Annotated in this window: 13 protein-coding genes; 9 read left to right on the plus strand and 4 right to left on the minus strand. The window is 71.2% G+C overall.

Annotation, left to right across the window (positions count from 1 at the left end; genetic code table 11):
- The 7 genes from OG841_RS14570 to OG841_RS14600 all read left to right on the plus strand — a co-directional run bounded on the left by OG841_RS14570 (window position 1) and on the right by OG841_RS14600 (window position 6,836).
- The gene (locus tag OG841_RS14570) at window positions 1-414 is read left to right on the plus strand and encodes a roadblock/LC7 domain-containing protein (protein WP_003993189.1); all 414 of its coding nucleotides are present in this window, start codon (window positions 1-3) and stop codon (window positions 412-414) included.
- Between the two features lie 110 nt (window positions 415-524).
- Window positions 525-923: a DUF742 domain-containing protein gene (locus OG841_RS14575; protein ID WP_003973454.1), complete on the plus strand. Its 399-nt coding sequence runs from the start codon at window positions 525-527 to the stop codon at window positions 921-923.
- Entirely contained in the window at window positions 904-1,479 is a 576-nt protein-coding gene (locus OG841_RS14580) for a GTP-binding protein (RefSeq protein ID WP_037744164.1), read from the plus strand. Before OG841_RS14575 ends, OG841_RS14580 begins: the two co-directional genes overlap by 20 nt.
- 400 nt (window positions 1,480-1,879) lie before the next feature.
- Window positions 1,880-5,167, plus strand: a complete 3,288-nt coding sequence (locus OG841_RS14585; RefSeq protein WP_365122501.1) for a sensor histidine kinase — start codon at window positions 1,880-1,882, stop codon at window positions 5,165-5,167.
- Between the two features lie 10 nt (window positions 5,168-5,177).
- Window positions 5,178-5,591, plus strand: coding sequence for a roadblock/LC7 domain-containing protein (locus OG841_RS14590; RefSeq protein ID WP_007384910.1), 414 nt, complete (start codon window positions 5,178-5,180; stop codon window positions 5,589-5,591).
- 101 nt (window positions 5,592-5,692) lie between these two features.
- Window positions 5,693-6,274 carry a DUF742 domain-containing protein gene (locus OG841_RS14595; protein ID WP_328641082.1) on the plus strand — a complete coding sequence of 194 codons (582 nt, stop codon included), beginning with the start codon at window positions 5,693-5,695 and terminating at the stop codon, window positions 6,272-6,274.
- Entirely contained in the window at window positions 6,255-6,836 is a 582-nt protein-coding gene (locus OG841_RS14600) for a GTP-binding protein (protein WP_269642923.1), read from the plus strand. Before OG841_RS14595 ends, OG841_RS14600 begins: the two co-directional genes overlap by 20 nt.
- Before the next feature lie 158 nt (window positions 6,837-6,994).
- On the opposite strand, the gene OG841_RS14605 is transcribed toward OG841_RS14600, so the two are convergent.
- From OG841_RS14605 to OG841_RS14615, 3 genes are all read right to left on the minus strand, one after another.
- Entirely contained in the window at window positions 6,995-7,186 is a 192-nt protein-coding gene (locus tag OG841_RS14605; RefSeq protein WP_020121024.1) for an acyl-CoA carboxylase subunit epsilon, read from the minus strand.
- Window positions 7,187-7,243: 57 nt separating this feature from the next.
- Complete coding sequence (locus tag OG841_RS14610; protein ID WP_371565580.1) at window positions 7,244-8,839, minus strand: acyl-CoA carboxylase subunit beta; 1,596 nt, start codon at window positions 8,837-8,839, stop codon at window positions 7,244-7,246.
- 151 nt (window positions 8,840-8,990) lie between these two features.
- On the minus strand, window positions 8,991-11,333 hold the full coding sequence (locus OG841_RS14615) for a polysaccharide lyase 8 family protein (protein WP_371565582.1): 2,343 nt from the start codon (window positions 11,331-11,333) through the stop codon (window positions 8,991-8,993).
- A gap of 134 nt (window positions 11,334-11,467) precedes the next feature.
- Between OG841_RS14615 and OG841_RS14620 the strand changes: the two genes are divergently transcribed.
- Window positions 11,468-12,022, plus strand: a complete 555-nt coding sequence (locus OG841_RS14620) for a YceI family protein (protein WP_328641079.1) — start codon at window positions 11,468-11,470, stop codon at window positions 12,020-12,022.
- Between the two features lie 15 nt (window positions 12,023-12,037).
- Here the strand turns inward: OG841_RS14620 and OG841_RS14625 are convergent, their stop codons facing one another.
- A complete protein-coding gene (locus OG841_RS14625) occupies window positions 12,038-16,306 on the minus strand; it encodes an nSTAND1 domain-containing NTPase (protein ID WP_371565584.1) in 4,269 nt (1,422 codons plus the stop codon).
- A gap of 252 nt (window positions 16,307-16,558) precedes the next feature.
- On the opposite strand from OG841_RS14625, the gene OG841_RS14630 reads away from it, so the two are divergent.
- Entirely contained in the window at window positions 16,559-17,878 is a 1,320-nt protein-coding gene (locus OG841_RS14630) for a glycosyltransferase 87 family protein (RefSeq protein WP_328641077.1), read from the plus strand.
- Window positions 17,879-17,977: the final 99 nt, after the last annotated feature.

A 17,977-nucleotide genomic window follows, 5' to 3' on the forward strand; every position in this document is an offset into this window, starting at 1 on the left:
ATGAGCCAGGCGGCACAGAACCTCAACTGGTTGATCACCAACTTCGTGGACAACACCCCAGGGGTGTCCCACACCGTCGTCGTGTCCGCCGACGGCCTTCTGCTGGCGATGTCCGAGGGCTTCCCGCGCGACCGTGCCGATCAGCTGGCGGCCGTCGCTTCGGGGCTGACCTCGCTCACGGCGGGTGCCTCACGGATCTTCGAGGGCGGCAGCGTGGCCCAGACCGTGGTGGAGATGGAGCGGGGATTCCTCTTCCTCATGTCCGTCTCCGACGGTTCCTCGCTCGCGGTCCTCGCCCACCCGGAATGCGACATCGGCCTGGTCGGATACGAAATGGCCCTGCTCGTCGACCGCGCGGGCGCAGTGCTCACGCCCGACCTGCGAGCCGAGCTGCAAGGCAGTCTGCTCCACTGACCCGCCCGGATCCACCCGTCACACCACATCACCGTCCGGCCGCCACAATCCCCCCACCGGCCTCTTCAGACGGCTTGCCCGACCGACTTGCTGTCCCGCCCGGAGGATTCATGACCCCGCCCACCGCCTCTCATGATCCGTACGCGGAGCCGTACGAGGATGAGGGCGACCAGCCGCTGGTACGTCCGTACGCGATGACCGGCGGCCGGACCCGGCCGCGCTACCAGCTCGCCATCGAGGCTCTGATCAGCACCACGGCCGACCCGGCGGCGCTGATGGGGCTCCTCCCCGAGCACCAGCGCATCTGCCACCTGTGCCGTGAGGTGAAGTCGGTCGCCGAGGTCTCGGCGCTGCTCGCCATGCCGCTCGGCGTGGCCAGGATCCTCGTCGCGGACCTCGCCGAGGCCGGACTGGTGGCCATCCACCAGCCGGGCGGCGACGAGAACAACGGCGGCGCTCCCGATGTGACGCTGCTCGAAAGGGTGCTCAGTGGACTTCGCAAGCTCTGACGGAGGGCGGGCGACCACCTCCGCGAAGATCGTGGTGGCGGGTGGCTTCGGTGTCGGCAAGACCACGTTCGTGGGTGCCGTCTCCGAGATCAACCCGCTGCGCACCGAGGCCGTGATGACGTCCGCGTCGGCGGGCATCGACGACCTCACCCACACCGGTGACAAGACGACCACCACGGTCGCCATGGACTTCGGCCGCATCACGCTCGACCAGGACCTGATCCTGTACCTCTTCGGTACGCCCGGTCAGGACCGCTTCTGGTTCATGTGGGACGACCTGGTCCGCGGCGCCATCGGCGCAGTGGTGCTGGTCGACACCCGGCGCCTGGCCGACTGCTTCCCCGCGGTCGACTACTTCGAGAACAGCGGTCTGCCCTTCGTCGTGGCCCTCAACGGCTTCGACGGGCACCAGCCGTACGCTCCCGAGGAGGTGCGCGAGGCCCTGCAGATCGGGCCGGACGCACCGATCATCACGACGGACGCCCGGCACCGGTCGGACGCCAAGAGTGCCCTGATCACGCTGGTCGAGCACGCCCTCATGGCGCGTCTGCGGTAACGCCCCGAAGACGTGTCGATCAGCTCCCAAATCAAAAGCGTCATACGGCAGTTGTCGTAGATGTCCCGGAGCCGGCTGTGGTCTTTGACACGGTCGGCCCCGGCGTTCATAACGTTTCGGCAGAGGAATCGGGTGGTACGGCCACGCGTGGTTGCCAACCGGTCTCGCTGCGCTCACAACGGCCCCGTCTTTTGACGGGGCTCGCTCTTTATGACCGTTTTATCTGGGGCTTACATCACGCGGAATCCGCGCGTACCACTGTTTGGTGGTGCGGAGGACGTCGTGCTGGAATGCGTGAACTGCCCAATAGTCAAAGACGTACTCATCAGTCGATGACACTGGGCTCTGAGAGACTGCGGCACAACGTAGGTGCCGACCCCTCCGAGAGGTTGTTGGTCGAGTGAGGCGAAGCAAGAACGGTCCCGAGCCGTCGGCCCGGGGCAACTTCACCCCGCCGCCGCGCGGAGCGGCGCCCGCCCCTGTGCCCGGTGCGGACTCGACGGCCGCGCCGTCGTCCAGCGGTGGCCGGTTCTCCCCGCGCAACTGGCGGGTGCCCACCCGGCTGAACGCGATCCTGCTCATACCCGTGATCGTCGGCCTCGTCATGGGCGGCTTCCAGGTCAAGAGCTCGATCGACACCTGGCGTGAGGCCGAGGACGCGGAGAACACCGCCCGTCTGGTGCGAGCCTCTCTCAGCTACGCCGACGCCCTCTACCAGGAGCGCGACAGCACCGCCGCCCCCTTGCTGAGCGGCCAGGGCCAGGACAACGCCACGGTCGTCGCCGCCCGCAAGAAGACCGACGAGGCCGCGGACGCCTTCGACGAGGCCGCCCAGAACATGCCGCAGAAGGCGGGCCTGCAGCGCCGCCTCACACTGTTCCGGGACGGCGAGGGAGGGCTCCAGACGCTGCGCGCGGGCGCCTACACCTCCTCCAAGCTCACCGGCGTCAAGACCGAAGAGGGCTACACCCAGATCGCGCACCCGCTGACGGAGTTCGCCAACGAGCTCGGCCTGGGCACCGGCAACATCACCAGCTACGGCCGTACCGTCTACGCCATCGAGCTCACCAAGGCGGCCCTGTCGCTGCAGCGCTCCATCGGCATGCACCTGCTGATCAAGCCCGGCCCCGGGCTGAGCAGCTTCGCCAGCCAGAAGGTCGCCCTCTCCTCGTACGCGTATCTGGAGGGCATCGCCGTCGAGGAGTACGTCGGCGGTGGCACCGCGGCCGACGCGGCGAAGCTCGACACCGCGAAGAAGCAGATCCAGGCCGAGGGCGCGGCGCTCGCGAAGGAGGCCGCGGCCAAGAACCCGAACTACGTTCCGCCGCCGTCCAACCCCGTGGACATGGTCTCCAGCCTCGCCCAGCTGCCGTCGATGGACCAGAGCGCCCGTGAGGCGCTCGGCAAGGACGGCATCACCGCCGAGAACTGGTGGGCGGTCAACACCCTCAAGTACAACGCCTACCGCCAGATCGAGACCGACCTGGCCGACACCGCGGTGAACGAGGCCGCGAGCATCGCCGACGACGCCAAGCGCGACGCGTTCATCGTGGGTGCCGCCGTCGTGGTCGCCCTGCTCCTCGCGTTCATCCTGGCCGGCGCGGTCGCCCGCCAGATGTCCCGCTCGATGCGCCAGCTGCGCAACGCCGCCTTCGGTATCGCCGAGCAGCGCCTGCCGATGCTGGTCGACCAGCTCTCGCGCACCGACCCCGGCCGCGTCGACACCCGGGTCGCGCCGATCCCGATCAACACCAAGGACGAGATCGGCGAGGTCGCCCGCGCCTTCGACCAGGTCCACCGCGAGGCCGTACGACTCGCCTCCGAGCAGGCCCTGCTGCGGGGCAACATCAACGCGATCTTCACCAACCTGTCCCGGCGCAACCAGTCGCTGATCGAGGGCCAGCTGACCCTGATCACCGACCTGGAGAACAACGAGGCCGACCCGGACCAGCTGGAGAACCTCTTCCGCCTGGACCACCTCGCGACCCGTATGCGCCGCAACGGCGAGAACCTCCTGGTCCTCGCCGGCGAGGAGCCCGGCCGCCGCTGGGACCAGCCGGTCCCGCTGGTCGACGTCCTGCGCGCCGCCTCCTCCGAGGTGGAGCAGTACGAGCGCATCGAGCTGTCCGGTGTCCCGGAGGCCGAGATCCACGGCCGCGCGGTCACCGACCTCGTGCACCTGCTCGCCGAGCTCCTGGAGAACGCCACCACGTTCTCCTCGCCGCAGACCAAGGTCCGCGTCACCGCGACCCGGCTGCCCGACGGCCGCATCATGATCGAGATCCACGACAAGGGCATCGGTCTGACCGCCGAGGACTTCGCGGACATCAACCACAAGCTCGCGAACCCGCCCACCGTCGACGCGGCGATATCCCAGCGCATGGGCCTGTTCGTGGTCGGCCGTCTGTCCGACCGGCACGGCATCCGCGTCCAGCTGCGCCCCTCGGGCGAGCAGGCCGGCACCACCTCGCTGGTCATGCTGCCGGACGCGATCACCCACGGCGGCGGCGGCGAGCACCAGCCGGACCGTGACGAGTTCACCGTCTCGCAGATCATCCCGGAGCAGAACTTCGGCGGCGAGAACTTCAACAACGGCCTGCCGATGCGTACGGCCGCGGAGCTCGGCTTCGACGACAGCCGCTACTCCGAGGTCCCGGACGACATACGCGAGCTGGACCCGGTCGGCCGCTCCCTGATGCGCGAGGAGCGCCGCGCGGCCCTGGAGTCCCAGAACGGCGGCGAGCCGGCCGCTCTCCAGGGTCCGAACCCGTCGTACACCGACGCGTTCGACGCTCCCCAGAGCGCCCCGCAGACCGGTTACGACAACGGCCGGGGCGGCTACCCGGAGCAGCAGCCCGCCGCGTACGACCAGCAGACGTCGTACGAGGAGGCGCAGCAGGCGCCGTACGAGGAGCAGCGGCAGACGGCGTACGAGGAGCCGAAGCGCCCGGCGTACGACGAGCCGTACTTCGCGCAGAACGGTGGCCTGCCGCAGAACGACTCCTTCTCCGCCGGCGGCGGCTACCCGGAACCCTCCTATGCGGAGCCGGTCCAGGAGGAGCCCCCGGCGGTCCACACGTCCGCGCCGGAGACCTTCTCGGGATTCGAGGAGCGCCGCTACCAGGATGACTGGCCGCAGCCGGACGGTTACCAGAACGGCTACCCGGACCAGTACGCTCCGGAAGCGGAATCTGCGCAGGCCGCTGACGTGAGTGAGCGCGACCGCGTAGGCTTCGAACGTCCGGGGCCGGCCCCCGCCACCGTGGGTCACCAGCTGACCGACGCCGGGCTCCCCCGCCGTGGCTCCACCGGCAGCGGCGCCAACGGCTCGAACGGCACGCGGCACGCGAACCAGGAGCCGTCGGCCTCCGCGCCGGAGAGCAACGGCGGCGGCGAATCATGGCGCTCGGCCAACGACGCGCGGTGGCAGCAGGCCTCCCAGCTCCGGAAGCCCAAGGCGGGCGGGGTCACCTCCTCCGGTCTGCCGCGGCGGGTGCCCAAGGCCAACCTGGTCGAGGGAGCCGCCGAGTCCACCCCCCAGGGGGGCCCATCGGTCTCCCGTGCTCCCGAGGACGTCCGGGGCAGGCTGAGCAATCTGCGTCGCGGTGTCCAGCGGGGTCGCAACGCAGGCAGTGAAACGAACGGTCAGGGCTTCGGTTCTGACAGCACCTACAACCAGGAGCGTTAGTGTGAGCCCGATGAGCCAGGCGGCGCAGAACCTGAACTGGTTGATCACCAACTTCGTGGACAACACCCCGGGGGTGTCCCACACCGTGGTGGTCTCCGCCGACGGACTCCTTCTGGCGATGTCCGAAGGCTTTCCCCGCGACCGGGCCGACCAGCTTGCGGCCGTCGCCTCCGGTCTGACCTCGCTGACCGCGGGTGCCTCGCGCATCTTCGAGGGCGGCGCCGTGAATCAGACGGTTGTGGAGATGGAGCGGGGATTCCTGTTCATCATGTCCGTATCCGACGGTTCCTCGCTCGCGGTCCTCGCGCACCCCGAGGCGGACATCGGCCTCATTGGGTACGAGATGGCCCTCCTGGTGGACCGAGCCGGGTCGGTCCTCACGCCCGATCTGCGTGCGGAGCTCCAGGGCAGCTTGCTCAACTGACAGACAGACGGTGCGTTTTGGCGTCCCGGGGCCGTAAGGTTTCGGGACGCGGCTCCACACAGCGTGATGGGTGCCCCGGCACAGTCGGAGGAGGAGAGAAAGTGGCAACACCCCCAGGTGGTTCATCTGGCAATTGGTCGTACGGCCCCGGCCAGGGCCAGAACGACGGTTCCCAGAACCCGAACCGCTACAACTTCCCCTCCGCACCGAGCCAGCGGCGTCAGCAGCCGTACGCCCCGCAGGGTCCCGGGCCGTCGCCGTACGACCAGCCGCCCGCCCCGCGCATCCAGCCCGTGCAGCCGCAGCGCCGCAACCCTGAGCCTTCACCCGCGGGAGGCGCCAGCAATCCTCTGGTGCGCCCGTACGCCATGACGGGCGGCCGTACCCGCCCGCGCTACCAGCTCGCCATCGAGGCGCTGGTGCACACCACCGCGCAGCCGCACCAGATGCAGGGCCAGTTGCCCGAGCATCAGCGGATCTGCAACCTCTGCCGGGAGATCAAGTCGGTAGCCGAGATCTCGGCGTTGCTGACCATCCCCCTCGGCGTGGCCAGGATCCTCGTCGCCGACTTGGCGGAGGCGGGCCTGGTCGCCATCCATCAGCCCGGCGGCGACGAGAACGCCGGCGGCCAGCCAGACGTGACACTGCTCGAAAGGGTGCTCAGTGGACTTCGCAAGCTCTAGCGGCGGTCCTTCCCGCTCCACCACCTCGGCGAAGATCGTGGTGGCGGGTGGCTTCGGCGTGGGCAAGACCACGTTCGTCGGGGCCGTTTCGGAGATCAACCCGCTGCGCACAGAGGCCGTGATGACATCCGCGTCGGCGGGCATCGACGACCTCACCCACACCGGTGACAAGACGACCACCACGGTCGCCATGGACTTCGGCCGCATCACCCTGGACCAGGACCTGATCCTGTACCTCTTCGGTACGCCCGGTCAGGACCGCTTCTGGTTCATGTGGGACGACCTGGTGCGCGGCGCCATCGGCGCGATCGTCCTCGTGGACACGAGGCGCCTTGCCGACTGTTTCCCGGCCGTCGACTACTTCGAGAACTCGGGGCTTCCCTTTGTGATCGCCCTGAACGGGTTCGACGGGAACCAGCCGTACAACCCGGACGAGGTCCGGGAAGCTCTGCAGATCGGGCCGGACACTCCGATCATCACGACGGACGCGCGGCACCGTTCGGACGCGAAGTCTGCGCTGATCACCCTCGTGGAGCACGCGTTGATGGCTCGCCTGCGGTAAGTGGTTCTGTTTGCGGCTACTGGGCTGCCACGGACGGTTGTGCGCCGTCTGCGGCAGCCCAGTGGCTTGTCGCGCAGTTCCCCGCGCCTTCCCCGCGCCCCTAAAACGCTGAGGGCCCCCTCTCCTTCGAGAGGGGGCCCTCAGGCGTCGTACGCGCTCTAGTGCCAGCTGTGCGGGGCGCGGAAGCCGCCCTCGCGCTCCAGGCGGCGCCAGCCGGCCTTGGGGCGGCCTCGGTGGGCCGGGGTCTCGGAGGGCTGGGCTGCGGCGCGAGCCAGCAGGATCGCCGTGATGGCGGCGACTTCCTCGGGCTCGGCGTGGCCCTTCTCGACGCGGATGTCAGGGGTGCTCATAGGTCACAGTCTCCGTGAGAGAGGTTTCCGCGAGGGTGTCGCGGAGGGTCCGCGGGGTTACTGCGGAGGGTTGCCGTGCTTACGGGAGGGCAGGTCGGCGTGCTTCGACTGGAGCATCGCCAGGGACCGGATCAGTACCTCGCGGGTCTCCGCCGGGTCGATGACGTCGTCGACCAGGCCGCGCTCCGCCGCGTAGTACGGGTGCATCAGCTCGGACTTGTACTCCTTGACCATGCGGGCCCGCATGGCCTCGGGGTCCTCGGCCTCGGCGATCTGACGCCGGAAGATGACGTTGGCGGCACCTTCGGCACCCATCACCGCGATCTCGTTCGTCGGCCAGGCGTAGGTGAGGTCCGCGCCGATGGACTGGCTGTCCATCACGATGTAGGCCCCGCCGTACGCCTTGCGGAGGATCAGGGAGATCCTCGGCACGGTGGCGTTGCAGTACGCGTACAGCAGCTTGGCGCCGTGGCGGATGATTCCGCCGTGCTCCTGGTCGACACCCGGAAGGAACCCGGGGACGTCCAGGAAAGTGACGATCGGGATGTTAAAAGCGTCACACATCTGGACAAAGCGCGCAGCTTTTTCCGACGCCTCGATGTCCAGGACACCGGCGAGCGAGGAGGGCTGGTTGGCCACGATGCCGACGACCTGGCCGTCAAGGCGGGCCAGGGCGCAGATGATGTTGCGGGCCCAGCGCTCGTGGACCTCGAGGTAGTCGCCGTCGTCGACGATCTCCTCGATGACCTTGGTCATGTCGTACGGCCGGTTGCCGTCCGCGGGGACCAGGTCCAGGAGCACGTCGCCGCGCCGGTCGGCCGCGTCGGAGGACTCCACCCGCGGCGGGTTCTCCCGGTTGTTCTGCGGGAGCATCGACAGCAGGTAGCGCACCTCGGCGAGGCACGTCTCCTCGTCGTCGTAGGCGAAGTGGCAGACACCGGACGTCTCGGCGTGCACGTCCGCGCCGCCGAGGCCGTTCTGGGTGATCTCCTCGCCCGTCACCGCCTTCACCACGTCCGGTCCGGTGATGAACATCTGGGACGTCTCGCGGACCATGAAGACGAAGTCGGTGAGGGCGGGGCTGTAGGCCGCGCCGCCCGCGCACGGGCCGAGCATCACGCTGATCTGCGGGATGACGCCCGATGCCTTGGTGTTGCGCTGGAAGATACCTCCGTAGCCGGCCAGCGCCGAGACGCCCTCCTGGATACGGGCGCCCGCGCCGTCGTTCAACGACACCAGCGGGGCTCCGGCCGCGATGGCCATGTCCATGATCTTGTGGATCTTCGTGGCGTGGGCCTCGCCCAGCGCGCCGCCGAAGATGCGGAAGTCGTGGGCGTAGACGAAGACCGTACGGCCCTCCACCGTGCCCCAGCCGGTGATGACACCGTCGGTGTACGGCTTCTTGGCCTCCAGGCCGAACCCGGTCGCCCGGTGCCGGCGCAGCTGCTCGACCTCCTGGAAGGAGCCCGCGTCGAGGAGCAGCTCGATGCGCTCCCGTGCGGTCAGCTTGCCCTTGGCGTGCTGCGCCTCGGTCGCCTTCTCGCTCGGACCGGCCAAAGCCGCCGCACGGATCCCGTGCAGTTCGGCCACCCGTCCGCGCGCGTCCGTCGGCTCACCCGTCGTCTCACTCGGCGCCTCATCCAAAACGGTCATGTAGTGACCTTACGAAGACCCGCGAGGAATGCGAGCCGTCGACTCCTCACAGTCTCCGGCCCGTTTTCCTGGTGCCACTGAACAGAACCCGAGAGGCATGCAGGCGTTCTGACTGCTCAGGGGGCCTGCCGCTTGTAGGGGTCTGACAAAGTCAGGGCGTGAGAGTCACCTCACATTCATGCGTGGCGCATACCGTCCCCGGAGTGACGCGCAGGTACAGCAGGCGGCCCGTGGCGCGGATGTCGACCGTGTCGTCGGCGCGCACGACCGAGCGCACGGGACGGTTCCAGACGATCTCCAGCGGTTCGCCCGAACGGGGTGGCTCGGCCACGGAGAGAGTAGCGGTACGACCCCTGCGGCGGACCAGCACGCTCGCCCCGGCCGACGCGCTGAGCGGGCCCGCGGTGCCGGCCCGCCAGAAGTTCGCGGCGGTCAGGCCCAGGCGGTCGACGCGGACCGCCTGGCACACGCTGTCGTTGGCGAGGACCGACAGCCAGTGGTGGTCGGCGGCGCGGGCGGCGACGGCGTGCCGGGAGGCCCCGGGCATCAGGACATAGGCGTACGAGGCGTCCACGGGGTCGGTGCCGTGGTCGAGCCAGAGCGTCTGCCAGCGCCGGGTGCGCTGTTCGGTCGTACTGGAGGCGTTGATGTCGGACCAGGCGCCGGTGCGGTCCTCGCGCAGGGCGCGCACCTCGCCGGGGACGAGCCAGCCGCCGTGCCCCTCCAGATGTGCCCAGCCCCGTCCCCGTACGAAGGACTGCGTCCCGCCCTCCCCCAGGTTGCGGTTGTCGACGACGGTCTCGACGGGGACGCCGTCGGTGCAGGTGATGCCCGCGCCGAGGCAGATCACCGCGTCCTCGACGCAGAACCACGACTTGCGGGCCTGAAGAGTCGACTCCAGTCCCTTCAGGTGCTGGCCGATCGCCGCGTACTCGCCGTCGGTCGTGCCGCCGACCCAGCGGACGTCCGGCTTGGGCTCGCCCCACTCGCCGCCGGCCCGGTCGGGAAGACGTTTCGTGGAGACGGTCGTGCCGGGGAGGCGGTACCAGTCGACGGTCGGCCAGTACCAGTCCGTGTACTGATCGGTCCGGCCGCCACGGCCCTCGGCCCACCAGGAGAGCATTCCGGCGCCGGTGTGCCAGCCGCGCGGGTTCTCGCCGTTGCCGCATTCGTAGGCGGCGATGCGGTCGCTCGCCATGGCGATGTTCGCGACGAATCCGGGGCGGCGGTGGACGGCCCTGTCCATGGCGGCGAAGAGCGTGTGCCCGACGGGTTCGGGGGTGGCGGGGACGGGTGACGCGGCCACCGCGTGCAGCCGTGCGAGGTCGGCCACGTCGAACTGGGGTGCCGTCAGGATCGGCGTGACGGTGTCCCGTTCGATCCAGCCCTTCACCAGGCCGTGCCAGCGAGACCGCTCCTCCTCGCTCGCCCCGCCCGCCAGCAGCGCGATGGCGGCGATGATTCCCTGGCCGTGGAAGTGGTCACCGCGCAGGACGTGGCGATCGTCGCCCTTGAGGTGACCGCGGCTGATGGCACGGCCGTTGACGCTGTCCATCACCAGCCCGTCGTGGATCAGCGGGGCGTAGGCGCGCTCGACGCTGTCGAGGACGGTCTGCCGGTGCGGGTCGGTCACCTCCCACTCGGACCCGGCGAGCAGGGCGAAGAGGCGGCCGAGGCCGTCGAGCAGGACCTGGCCGTAGGTGCCGGAGTAGGCGACCCAGGTGTGCTGGACGAACGAGCCGTCGGCGTAGAGGCCGTCGCCCTTCGTGACGTACGGGAAGACCGGCGAGAGGGCGTCGCGGGCGAGGGCGATCCGGTCGGGGGCTCTGCCGAGGACGCCGCGCAGGACGACGGAGCGGCACAGGTCGACGCGGTTGGCGCCGGTGGAGGTGCCGGAGTAGTCGGTGAGCATCGCGTCGGGGATGAAGTGGTCGACGGCGGCGCAGGCCGCTGTGACGCGGGCCGGGCCGAGGTGGTCGTACAGGGCGGCCGCGGTGTCCATGAGGAGGCGGGGGCTGCCGATCTGCCATTCCCACCAGTTGCCGTAGCGGGTGGTGGAGGGGTTGTAGACGGTGGCGGAGAGGTGGTCGAGGCCGTGGAGGACGTCCGCGAGGAGGGTCTCGTCGCCGGTGGAGCCGGTGCCCCGCTGGACGTAGGCCTGGGTCATGGTCCACAGGCGGCCGTAGCTCCGGGTGATGCCGGCCGGGGGGTCGTAGGGCTGGCCGGGCCAGAGGGAGGTGGGCGTCGGGGCCATGGTGGCGCGGAAGCCGCGGGCCAGTTCGCCGGTCTCGGCGAGGCGGGCGGCGTACGGCTGCGCTGCCGGGTCGTAGCCGGTGCCGAGGGCGATGTCGAGCCAGCGTCGACGGAGGGTGTCGTAGGGATCGGCTGCGGCGGCGGCCGCACGGGCGGGCGGGGCCGCGGTGGCCAGGAGCGCCGCCGCGAGTAAGACGGCTCTGCGGGTGGGTCGCACGAGGGCTCTGCGCTGCGGGTTCATACCGGGGCATCTACCACCTCGAGGCAATCACGCCAACTCTTCGCGGATGATGTTGAAACCTGTATGGAATAGGTCTACGGTCGTTCGCGTTGAGTGGTTCAACGTTCAACATCCTCACTTCAAGGAGCTACGTCATGACGAACACCGACCTGACCGCGCTGACCGGCGACTACACGATCGACGCCTCCCACTCCACGATCGGCTTCACCGTGCGTCACGCCATGGTCACCAACGTCAAGGGCAAGTTCAACGAGTTCAGCGGCACGCTGCACCTGGACGGCGGCGACCCGTCCGCGTCGACGGCCTCCATCGACGTCAAGATGGACAGCATCGACACCGGGTCGGCGGACCGTGACGGGCACCTCAAGAGCGCGGACTTCTTCAAGATCGAGGAGTTCCCGACGATGACCTTCCGCTCCACCAAGGCGGAGGCACTCGGCGACGAGGACTACCGCATCACCGGCGACCTGACGGTCCTCGGCACCACCAAGCCGCTCACCATCGACCTCGAGTTCAACGGCGCCGCGAAGGACCCCTTCGGCAACGAGCGCGTGGGCTTCGAGGGCAAGGCGGAGATCAAGCGCTCCGAGTGGGGCCTGACCTGGAACGCGGCCCTGGAGACCGGCGGCGTCCTGATCTCCGACAAGATCAAGCTGAGCTTCGACATCTCCGCGATCAAGAACGCGTGACCCCGTCACCGCGGTTCAGCAGGTGCGCCGGTACGGGAGGTCCGGGAGGTACGTCTTCCAGGCCGTCCCGGACAGACCGGAGCCGGCGCGTCGGCAGACCTCGGTGATCAGATGGCCCGGGTTCAGGTCGTACCGGTGCACGGGGACGTGGGTGCCGGAGGCGTAGAGCGTGCCGTCGGGACCGAACGCGAGTGCGCGGATCTCGTCGCCCGGGGTGGGCAGGGTGGTCCCCAGGAGCCGCTGGGACGCCAGGTCCCACAGGTGCAGGCTGCCGGCCGATCCGGCGACGGCGAGCGTACGGCCGTCGTGGGAGAAGGCGAGCGCGGTCACCGCGCCGCTGGCGTCCGTCGCCGGGTCGGACGTGGTGCCGTCCAGCACGCCGAGGCGCGCCCGCGCGGCACCGTCCCAGAGGGTGACCCGGCCCAGGACGTCACCCACGGCCAGCCGGGCGCCGTCGGGGCCGAAGGCCGCGGTGCTGATCAGGTCCTCGCCGAGCACGCGTGGCTCCATGCGCCCGGCGCGGAGGTCGGCGACCAGGCCCTCCTGGGTCACCAGGCCGGCTCCGTCGGGCCGGAGGGCCAGGCCCACGCCCTCCGAGCCGGAGGTGACGGCATCGCTGGAACGCACACTGCGTACGGTCTTCACCCGCTGTTCGCGGCGTACGTCCCACACCTCGACGGCGGACCGTTCCATGGAGCGGTACACCAGAAGGGTGTGGGCGTGGGTGTCGAGGGCGAGGCCGTCGACCGCGAGGGATCCATCGCGGGTGGCGCCGATGACCACGGTGGCCTGTGCGCGACGGGTTTCGAGGTCCCACACCGTGATCCTGGTCCGGTCCGGCGGCGCGCTCTGCCCGGGGTGGTGCGGGTCGCGGCCGGTCGCCAGGTATCTGCCGTCGCCGCTGAGCGCCATGAGGTCGGCGCAGGACTCGGCGTCGGGACAGGGCCGCGTCGGCGGCTCGAAGACCACGCGTCCGTCGCGGGTGTCCAGCACCTGCAACCTGCGCTTGCCGCCCGTCTCCACGGAGCGGGCCAGGACGCGGCCGTCGTCGGAGAGTGCCGCCCGGTACGCCGCGGGCTCCTGCGGGCGTGCCGTCGCGGCGGCGCCGAGAGCCAGTGAGCGGACGACGGTCGCGGATCCGCCGAGATAGCGGACCGCTCCCGCCCTCCGGTCGTAGGTGACATCGGTCCACTCGTCCGCGACGATCCGCCGGCTCAGCACGGGCACCTGCGGGTGGGCCGCCCGCCACACGACGAGGCGGTGGGGTCCGGTGCCCACGAGGAAGGTGCCGTCCCCGCCGGGCCACACCTGCGTCAGCCCGTCGGCCTTGAGGGACGGGGTCCCGCGCCCGGTGCGCAGATCCCATCCGTGGATCCCGTCCTCGGTGGCGACGGTGAGCGTGCGGCTGTCCGGCGTGAACGCCGTCGCGTGGTCGCGGCAGTCGGCGGCCCGGACCTTCGTCACCCAGGGCGCCGAGACCTTTCGCCGGTGCGCGATGTCCCAGAGCTCCAGCGCGTGGCCGCCCGTGCACAGGGCGAGCCAATGGCCGTCGGGGCTGGCGGCGACACCGTCCACGCCGTCGTCCGGTGCGGGGACGCGCAGCGTCGGTCGCCCGCTGCGCGGGTCCCAGGCGTGCACGCCGCCGTCGTCCCAGTCGACGGCGACCAGGGAGCGCCCGGTGAAGGCGAAGGGCGTCTGCATCGCGTCCACGCCGGGAAGCGTCCTCGTCACCCGCCCGGTGCGTACGTCCCACAGCTCGACACGGTCGCCCGCCAGCAGCGCGAGGGTCCGGCCGTCCGGGCCGACGGCGGCCGGGACGCCGTCCATCAGCTTTCCGGGGCCCGGCTCGGAGAGCGTGAGCCGTCGGGTCCGCAGGTCCCAGATCCGGATCCGGTCCGCGGTGACGGACACCACGGACCTGCCGTCCGCCGTCAGCCGGTGCACGTCGTTGCCCGAGCCGTCGAAACCGGCGTCCGCGCCCGGCACCGCGAACACGTCCTCGTCGCGCTGGGCCATCGCCCCGATCAGCGCCGACCGGGTCTCCGTCGTGTCGGCCAGCCGCGCGGCGGCGACGCTGAGCCGCATCGCGGTGCGCGGGTCGGAGAACCGCATGCCGTCCGCGACGGCGGCGACCCGACGGGCCTCGGCCTCCACCTGACGGCGGTCACTGGTGCGGTTCTGCTGCCAGGCGGTGGCCCCGGCGACGAGCGCGAGCACGAGGAGCGTGGCGAGGGCGCCGACGAGTCCGCGGCGCCTGCGGCGCTCACCCCGGCGCGCGGCGCTGCTCGCCGTCAGGAACGCCCGCTCCTGCACGGTGAGCGAGGCCCCGGCCAGCTGTTCCTCCGCCGCGGCCAGCCGGGTCCCGCGGTACAGGGCGCCCGGGTCGTGCCCGAGGTCGTCCCAGGTACGGGCCGCCTCGGTCAACCGGCGGTGCACGCGCAGCTGTTCGCGCTCCTCGTCGATCCACCCGGACAGCCGGGGCCAGGCGGTGATCACGGCTTCATGCGCAAGGTCGACGCTGCCATGATCAAGCGTCACGAGCCGCGCCCTCGCCAGCCGGTCCAGGACGAGGGAGACGTCTGCGGGATTCGTCGCGGTGGTGGGGGCCGGATTCCTTTTTAGGTCGGTGGAGGCACCGGTGAAGTCTGGGCTGGTCGGGTCGGTCGACGGGCCCGCGAAGCCGCGGCCGACCGGGACGGCCGACGAACCCGCGACGCCGCGGCTCGCCCGGTCGGCTGACGGCCCGATGACGTCGGGACCGGCCGGGCCGGCTGACGAACCCGTGACGCCCCGGGTCGTCGAGCCGGTCGCCGGACCGGTGGTGTCGGCGTTCCTTGGGGCAGTGGAGGGACCGGTGAAGTCTGGGCTGGTCGGGTCGGTCGACGGGCCCGCGAAGCCGCGGCCGACCGGGACGGCCGACGAACCCGCGACGCCGCGGCTCGCCCGCTCGGCTGACGGCCCGATGACGTCGGGACCGGCCGAGGGGCTCGGGGAGCCGTGCCCCGTCCGGACACCCAGGCCGACGAAACCCCGCCTCATCCGGTCGCCCCACACCCCGGCGAAACCCCGCCCCACCCGCTCACCCCGCACACCGGCGAACCCGCGCTCCACCCGCTCACCCGACGGACCGGTGAAGTCGAGTTCGGTGCGGGATATCGGGCGGCGGGTGTCCTGGGATCCCTCGCCGGGGGTGATGAGTCGCAGGAGGACGAGTCGGGCGAGTTCGGCGTGTTCGGGGGAGAGGTCCGCCCAGACCTCCTCGGCGCTCTGGGCGATGGCCCCGTGGACGCCGCCCGCGGCCTCGTACGCCTCCTCGGTCAGTGCCCGGCCGCGGCGGCGGCGCCAGGTCTCGCGCAGGACGTGCGAGAGCAGCGGGAGACCGCCGGGCTCGTCGGCGATCTCGTCGACCAGGCGGGCGGTCAGGGTCCGTTCGACGATGTGGCCGGCGCTCTGGGCGGGCTTGACGATCACCTCGCGCAGTTCGGCCGGGTCCATCGGCCCGACGAGCAGGCCGGACTCCCCCAACGCGTCCGCCAGACCCCGGTGTTCGGCGCAACGGCCGTAGAAGTCCGCCCGTACCGCGATGACGACCCGCAGCCGGCCCGCCGGCTCCCGGGCGGCCAGCAGCAGGTCGAGGAAGGCGCGGCGCTCGTCCGGGTCCCGGCAGAGCGTGAAGACCTCCTCGAACTGGTCGACGACGACCAGGGTGTCGCCCGTCCCCGCAGGGCGCAGCGCGGCGGCATGGCTGCGGGCCGGGTGCGGGCCCGGGGTGAGGACGCGGATCGCGGCCAGCTCGCGCTCGGCGCGCAGGGCCGGGATCAGTCCGGCCCGCAGGAGCGAGGACTTGCCGCTGCCGGAGGGGCCGAAGACCGCGGTGAAACGCCGGTCGCGGACCCGCTGCCGCAGTGCCGAGACGAGTCGGTCGCGGCCGAAGTAGCGGTCGTGGTCGTCCGGTTCGAAGCGGGCCAGGCCCTGGTACGGCGGCTCCACGTCGTCGTCCTCGCCGGCGGCCGCCTCGCGGACCTCCCGGTCGGCCTCCTTCCAGCGGCGCTCCCACTCTCCCGGGTCGCCCCCGCAGGCCGCGGCGTAGGCCAGGGCCACCTGGAGCGAGGGCAGTTGCTCCCCGGCCGCGGCCTGGGAGAGCGCGGTCACGGAGAAGTGCGCCCGGCGGGCGAGTTCCCGGTAGGTGGGCCCGCCGGCCTCCTGGCGGAGCTTGCGGAGTCCGTACGCGAACCTCGGCACCGGTCCGGCGGCCGGATCGACCGGAGTCTCCCGACGGCCCATGTGTGCCCCGCCCCCCATGTCCACCCGCGCCCCGGTGGCGTGGACGCCTGTTCGCCGCCGCCACCCTAAGGAACCCTCCGGACCACCCGCAAGGTTCCGCCGCGCCCGCGACCAGGCACTTTCGTTTTGTTCAGGGTGGCGCGCAGTGGCTGCTGAACAACGCGCCGACCGCTGGACTCGTGGTCACGGGCCTCGCTCCAGGGGCCGTACCGCAGCGTGCGGTCCCTGCGCACAGACGCCACGAGAGACGACATGACCCTCACGAACGGGGCGGCGACACCGCCCTCGCGCACTGCCCGAGGTGTCCTCACGGGGGTGGGACACCTCGGGCAGGCGCCCCCGCTCGCGCTCCCCGAAAGGCGCCCCTCCCTCGCGCGCCGAGCCTGGACCTACTGGCTCGGGTGCGCGGGATTCGCGCTGGCACTGGCGACGACGACGGGGCTCGGCCCGCACCGGGTCTGGGGAGCCTGCGCGGCGGTCGGATACGGCACGGCGGCCGTGCTCGCCGCGCGGAACTCGCGCGCCGGGAACCGGGCCGGGGCGTGGGCCGCCGTGCTCGGGGCGGTCCTGGTGCCGCTGCTGGTGCTCGTCGTCTCGGGCGCGGCCCAGTCGGAGGTCGGTGTCGTCGAGCGCTCGGGGGCTCTGCTGGTGCACACCGGGAGCCCCTATCTGCCGCAGCCGGCCCACACCGTGGACTACAACCCTTATCTGCCCGGCATGGCGCTCTTCGGCCTCCCCCGCGCGCTCTTCGGAGACAGTCCGCTCGCCGATGCCCGCATCTGGTTCTGCCTCACCTTCCTGGTCTGCATGTTCGTCGCCGCGCGGCGATCGGACGGGGGCCCCGGACCGACGCCGGTGGGCGCGGTGTCGCTGCTCGCCGGCTTCCCCGCGGTGGCGCTGCCGCTGACCGTCGGAGGGGTGGACCTGCCGGTGCTCGGGCTGATGTGCCTGAGTCTGGCACTGGCGGGCCGGGGCGGCTCGGGAACGGCGGCCGGCGTGGCCATGGGCGCGGCGGCCGCCCTGAAGTGGACGGCGTGGCCGCTGCTGCCGGTGGGGCTGGTCCTGCTCGCGGTCACGGCGGGCCGCCGCACGGCGCTGCGGGCGGCTCTCGCCGCGCTGTCGGTGGCGGCCTCGGCCGTCGTGCCCGTCGCCCTCGCCGACCGGCACGCCTTCGTCGAGCACGTGGTGCTCTTCCCGCTCGGTGAGGGTGGCGTCCGCTCGCCGGCGGCCAGTCCGCTGCCGGGACGTCTGCTGGCCGTGTACGTCCCGGGCGGCGCCGCTCTCGCGACGGCCGCGCTCGTGGCCGCCGCCGTGGGGGTGACGGTCTCGCTGCTGATACGGCCGCCCCGTACGGTCCGTGCGGCGGCGGACCGGCTGGCCGTCGGCCTGGGACTCGCCATCTGCCTGATCCCGGCGACCCGCTTCGGCTATCTCGTGCTGCCTCTGGTCCTCGCGGGCTGGTTCCGGTGCACGTCCAAAACCGGTGGCTCACCTTCCGCGGTCCCGGTCAGTCTGCCTCCGTGTCCAGCCCCGATGCGTCCAGACTCCGGCCACCGGCTCTCCGGTGGCTGAGCCCTGCCCCTCGCCGACGCGGAGACACCTGAGTCTGGCTGAATCGCACCCCTTGTGCGCGCGTTCACAGGATTCCCATAATCCATCAACAGATTTGAC

The sequence above is a fragment of the Streptomyces canus genome, from assembly GCF_041435015.1.
Lineage (GTDB): Bacteria > Actinomycetota > Actinomycetes > Streptomycetales > Streptomycetaceae > Streptomyces > Streptomyces canus_G.

What these genes read in the sequence shown, in the direction of transcription:
- OG841_RS14570 (WP_003993189.1), top strand. Translation starts at nt 1, where the DNA reads ATGAGCCAGGCGGCACAGAACCTCAACTGGTTGATCACCAACTTCGTG.
- OG841_RS14620 (WP_328641079.1), top strand. Translation starts at nt 11,468, where the DNA reads ATGACGAACACCGACCTGACCGCGCTGACCGGCGACTACACGATCGAC.
- OG841_RS14610 (WP_371565580.1), bottom strand. Translation starts at nt 8,839, where the DNA reads ATGACCGTTTTGGATGAGGCGCCGAGTGAGACGACGGGTGAGCCGACG.
- OG841_RS14575 (WP_003973454.1), top strand. Translation starts at nt 525, where the DNA reads ATGACCCCGCCCACCGCCTCTCATGATCCGTACGCGGAGCCGTACGAG.
- OG841_RS14625 (WP_371565584.1), bottom strand. Translation starts at nt 16,306, where the DNA reads ATGGGCCGTCGGGAGACTCCGGTCGATCCGGCCGCCGGACCGGTGCCG.
- OG841_RS14630 (WP_328641077.1), top strand. Translation starts at nt 16,559, where the DNA reads ATGACCCTCACGAACGGGGCGGCGACACCGCCCTCGCGCACTGCCCGA.
- OG841_RS14615 (WP_371565582.1), bottom strand. Translation starts at nt 11,333, where the DNA reads ATGAACCCGCAGCGCAGAGCCCTCGTGCGACCCACCCGCAGAGCCGTC.
- OG841_RS14605 (WP_020121024.1), bottom strand. Translation starts at nt 7,186, where the DNA reads ATGAGCACCCCTGACATCCGCGTCGAGAAGGGCCACGCCGAGCCCGAG.
- OG841_RS14590 (WP_007384910.1), top strand. Translation starts at nt 5,178, where the DNA reads ATGAGCCAGGCGGCGCAGAACCTGAACTGGTTGATCACCAACTTCGTG.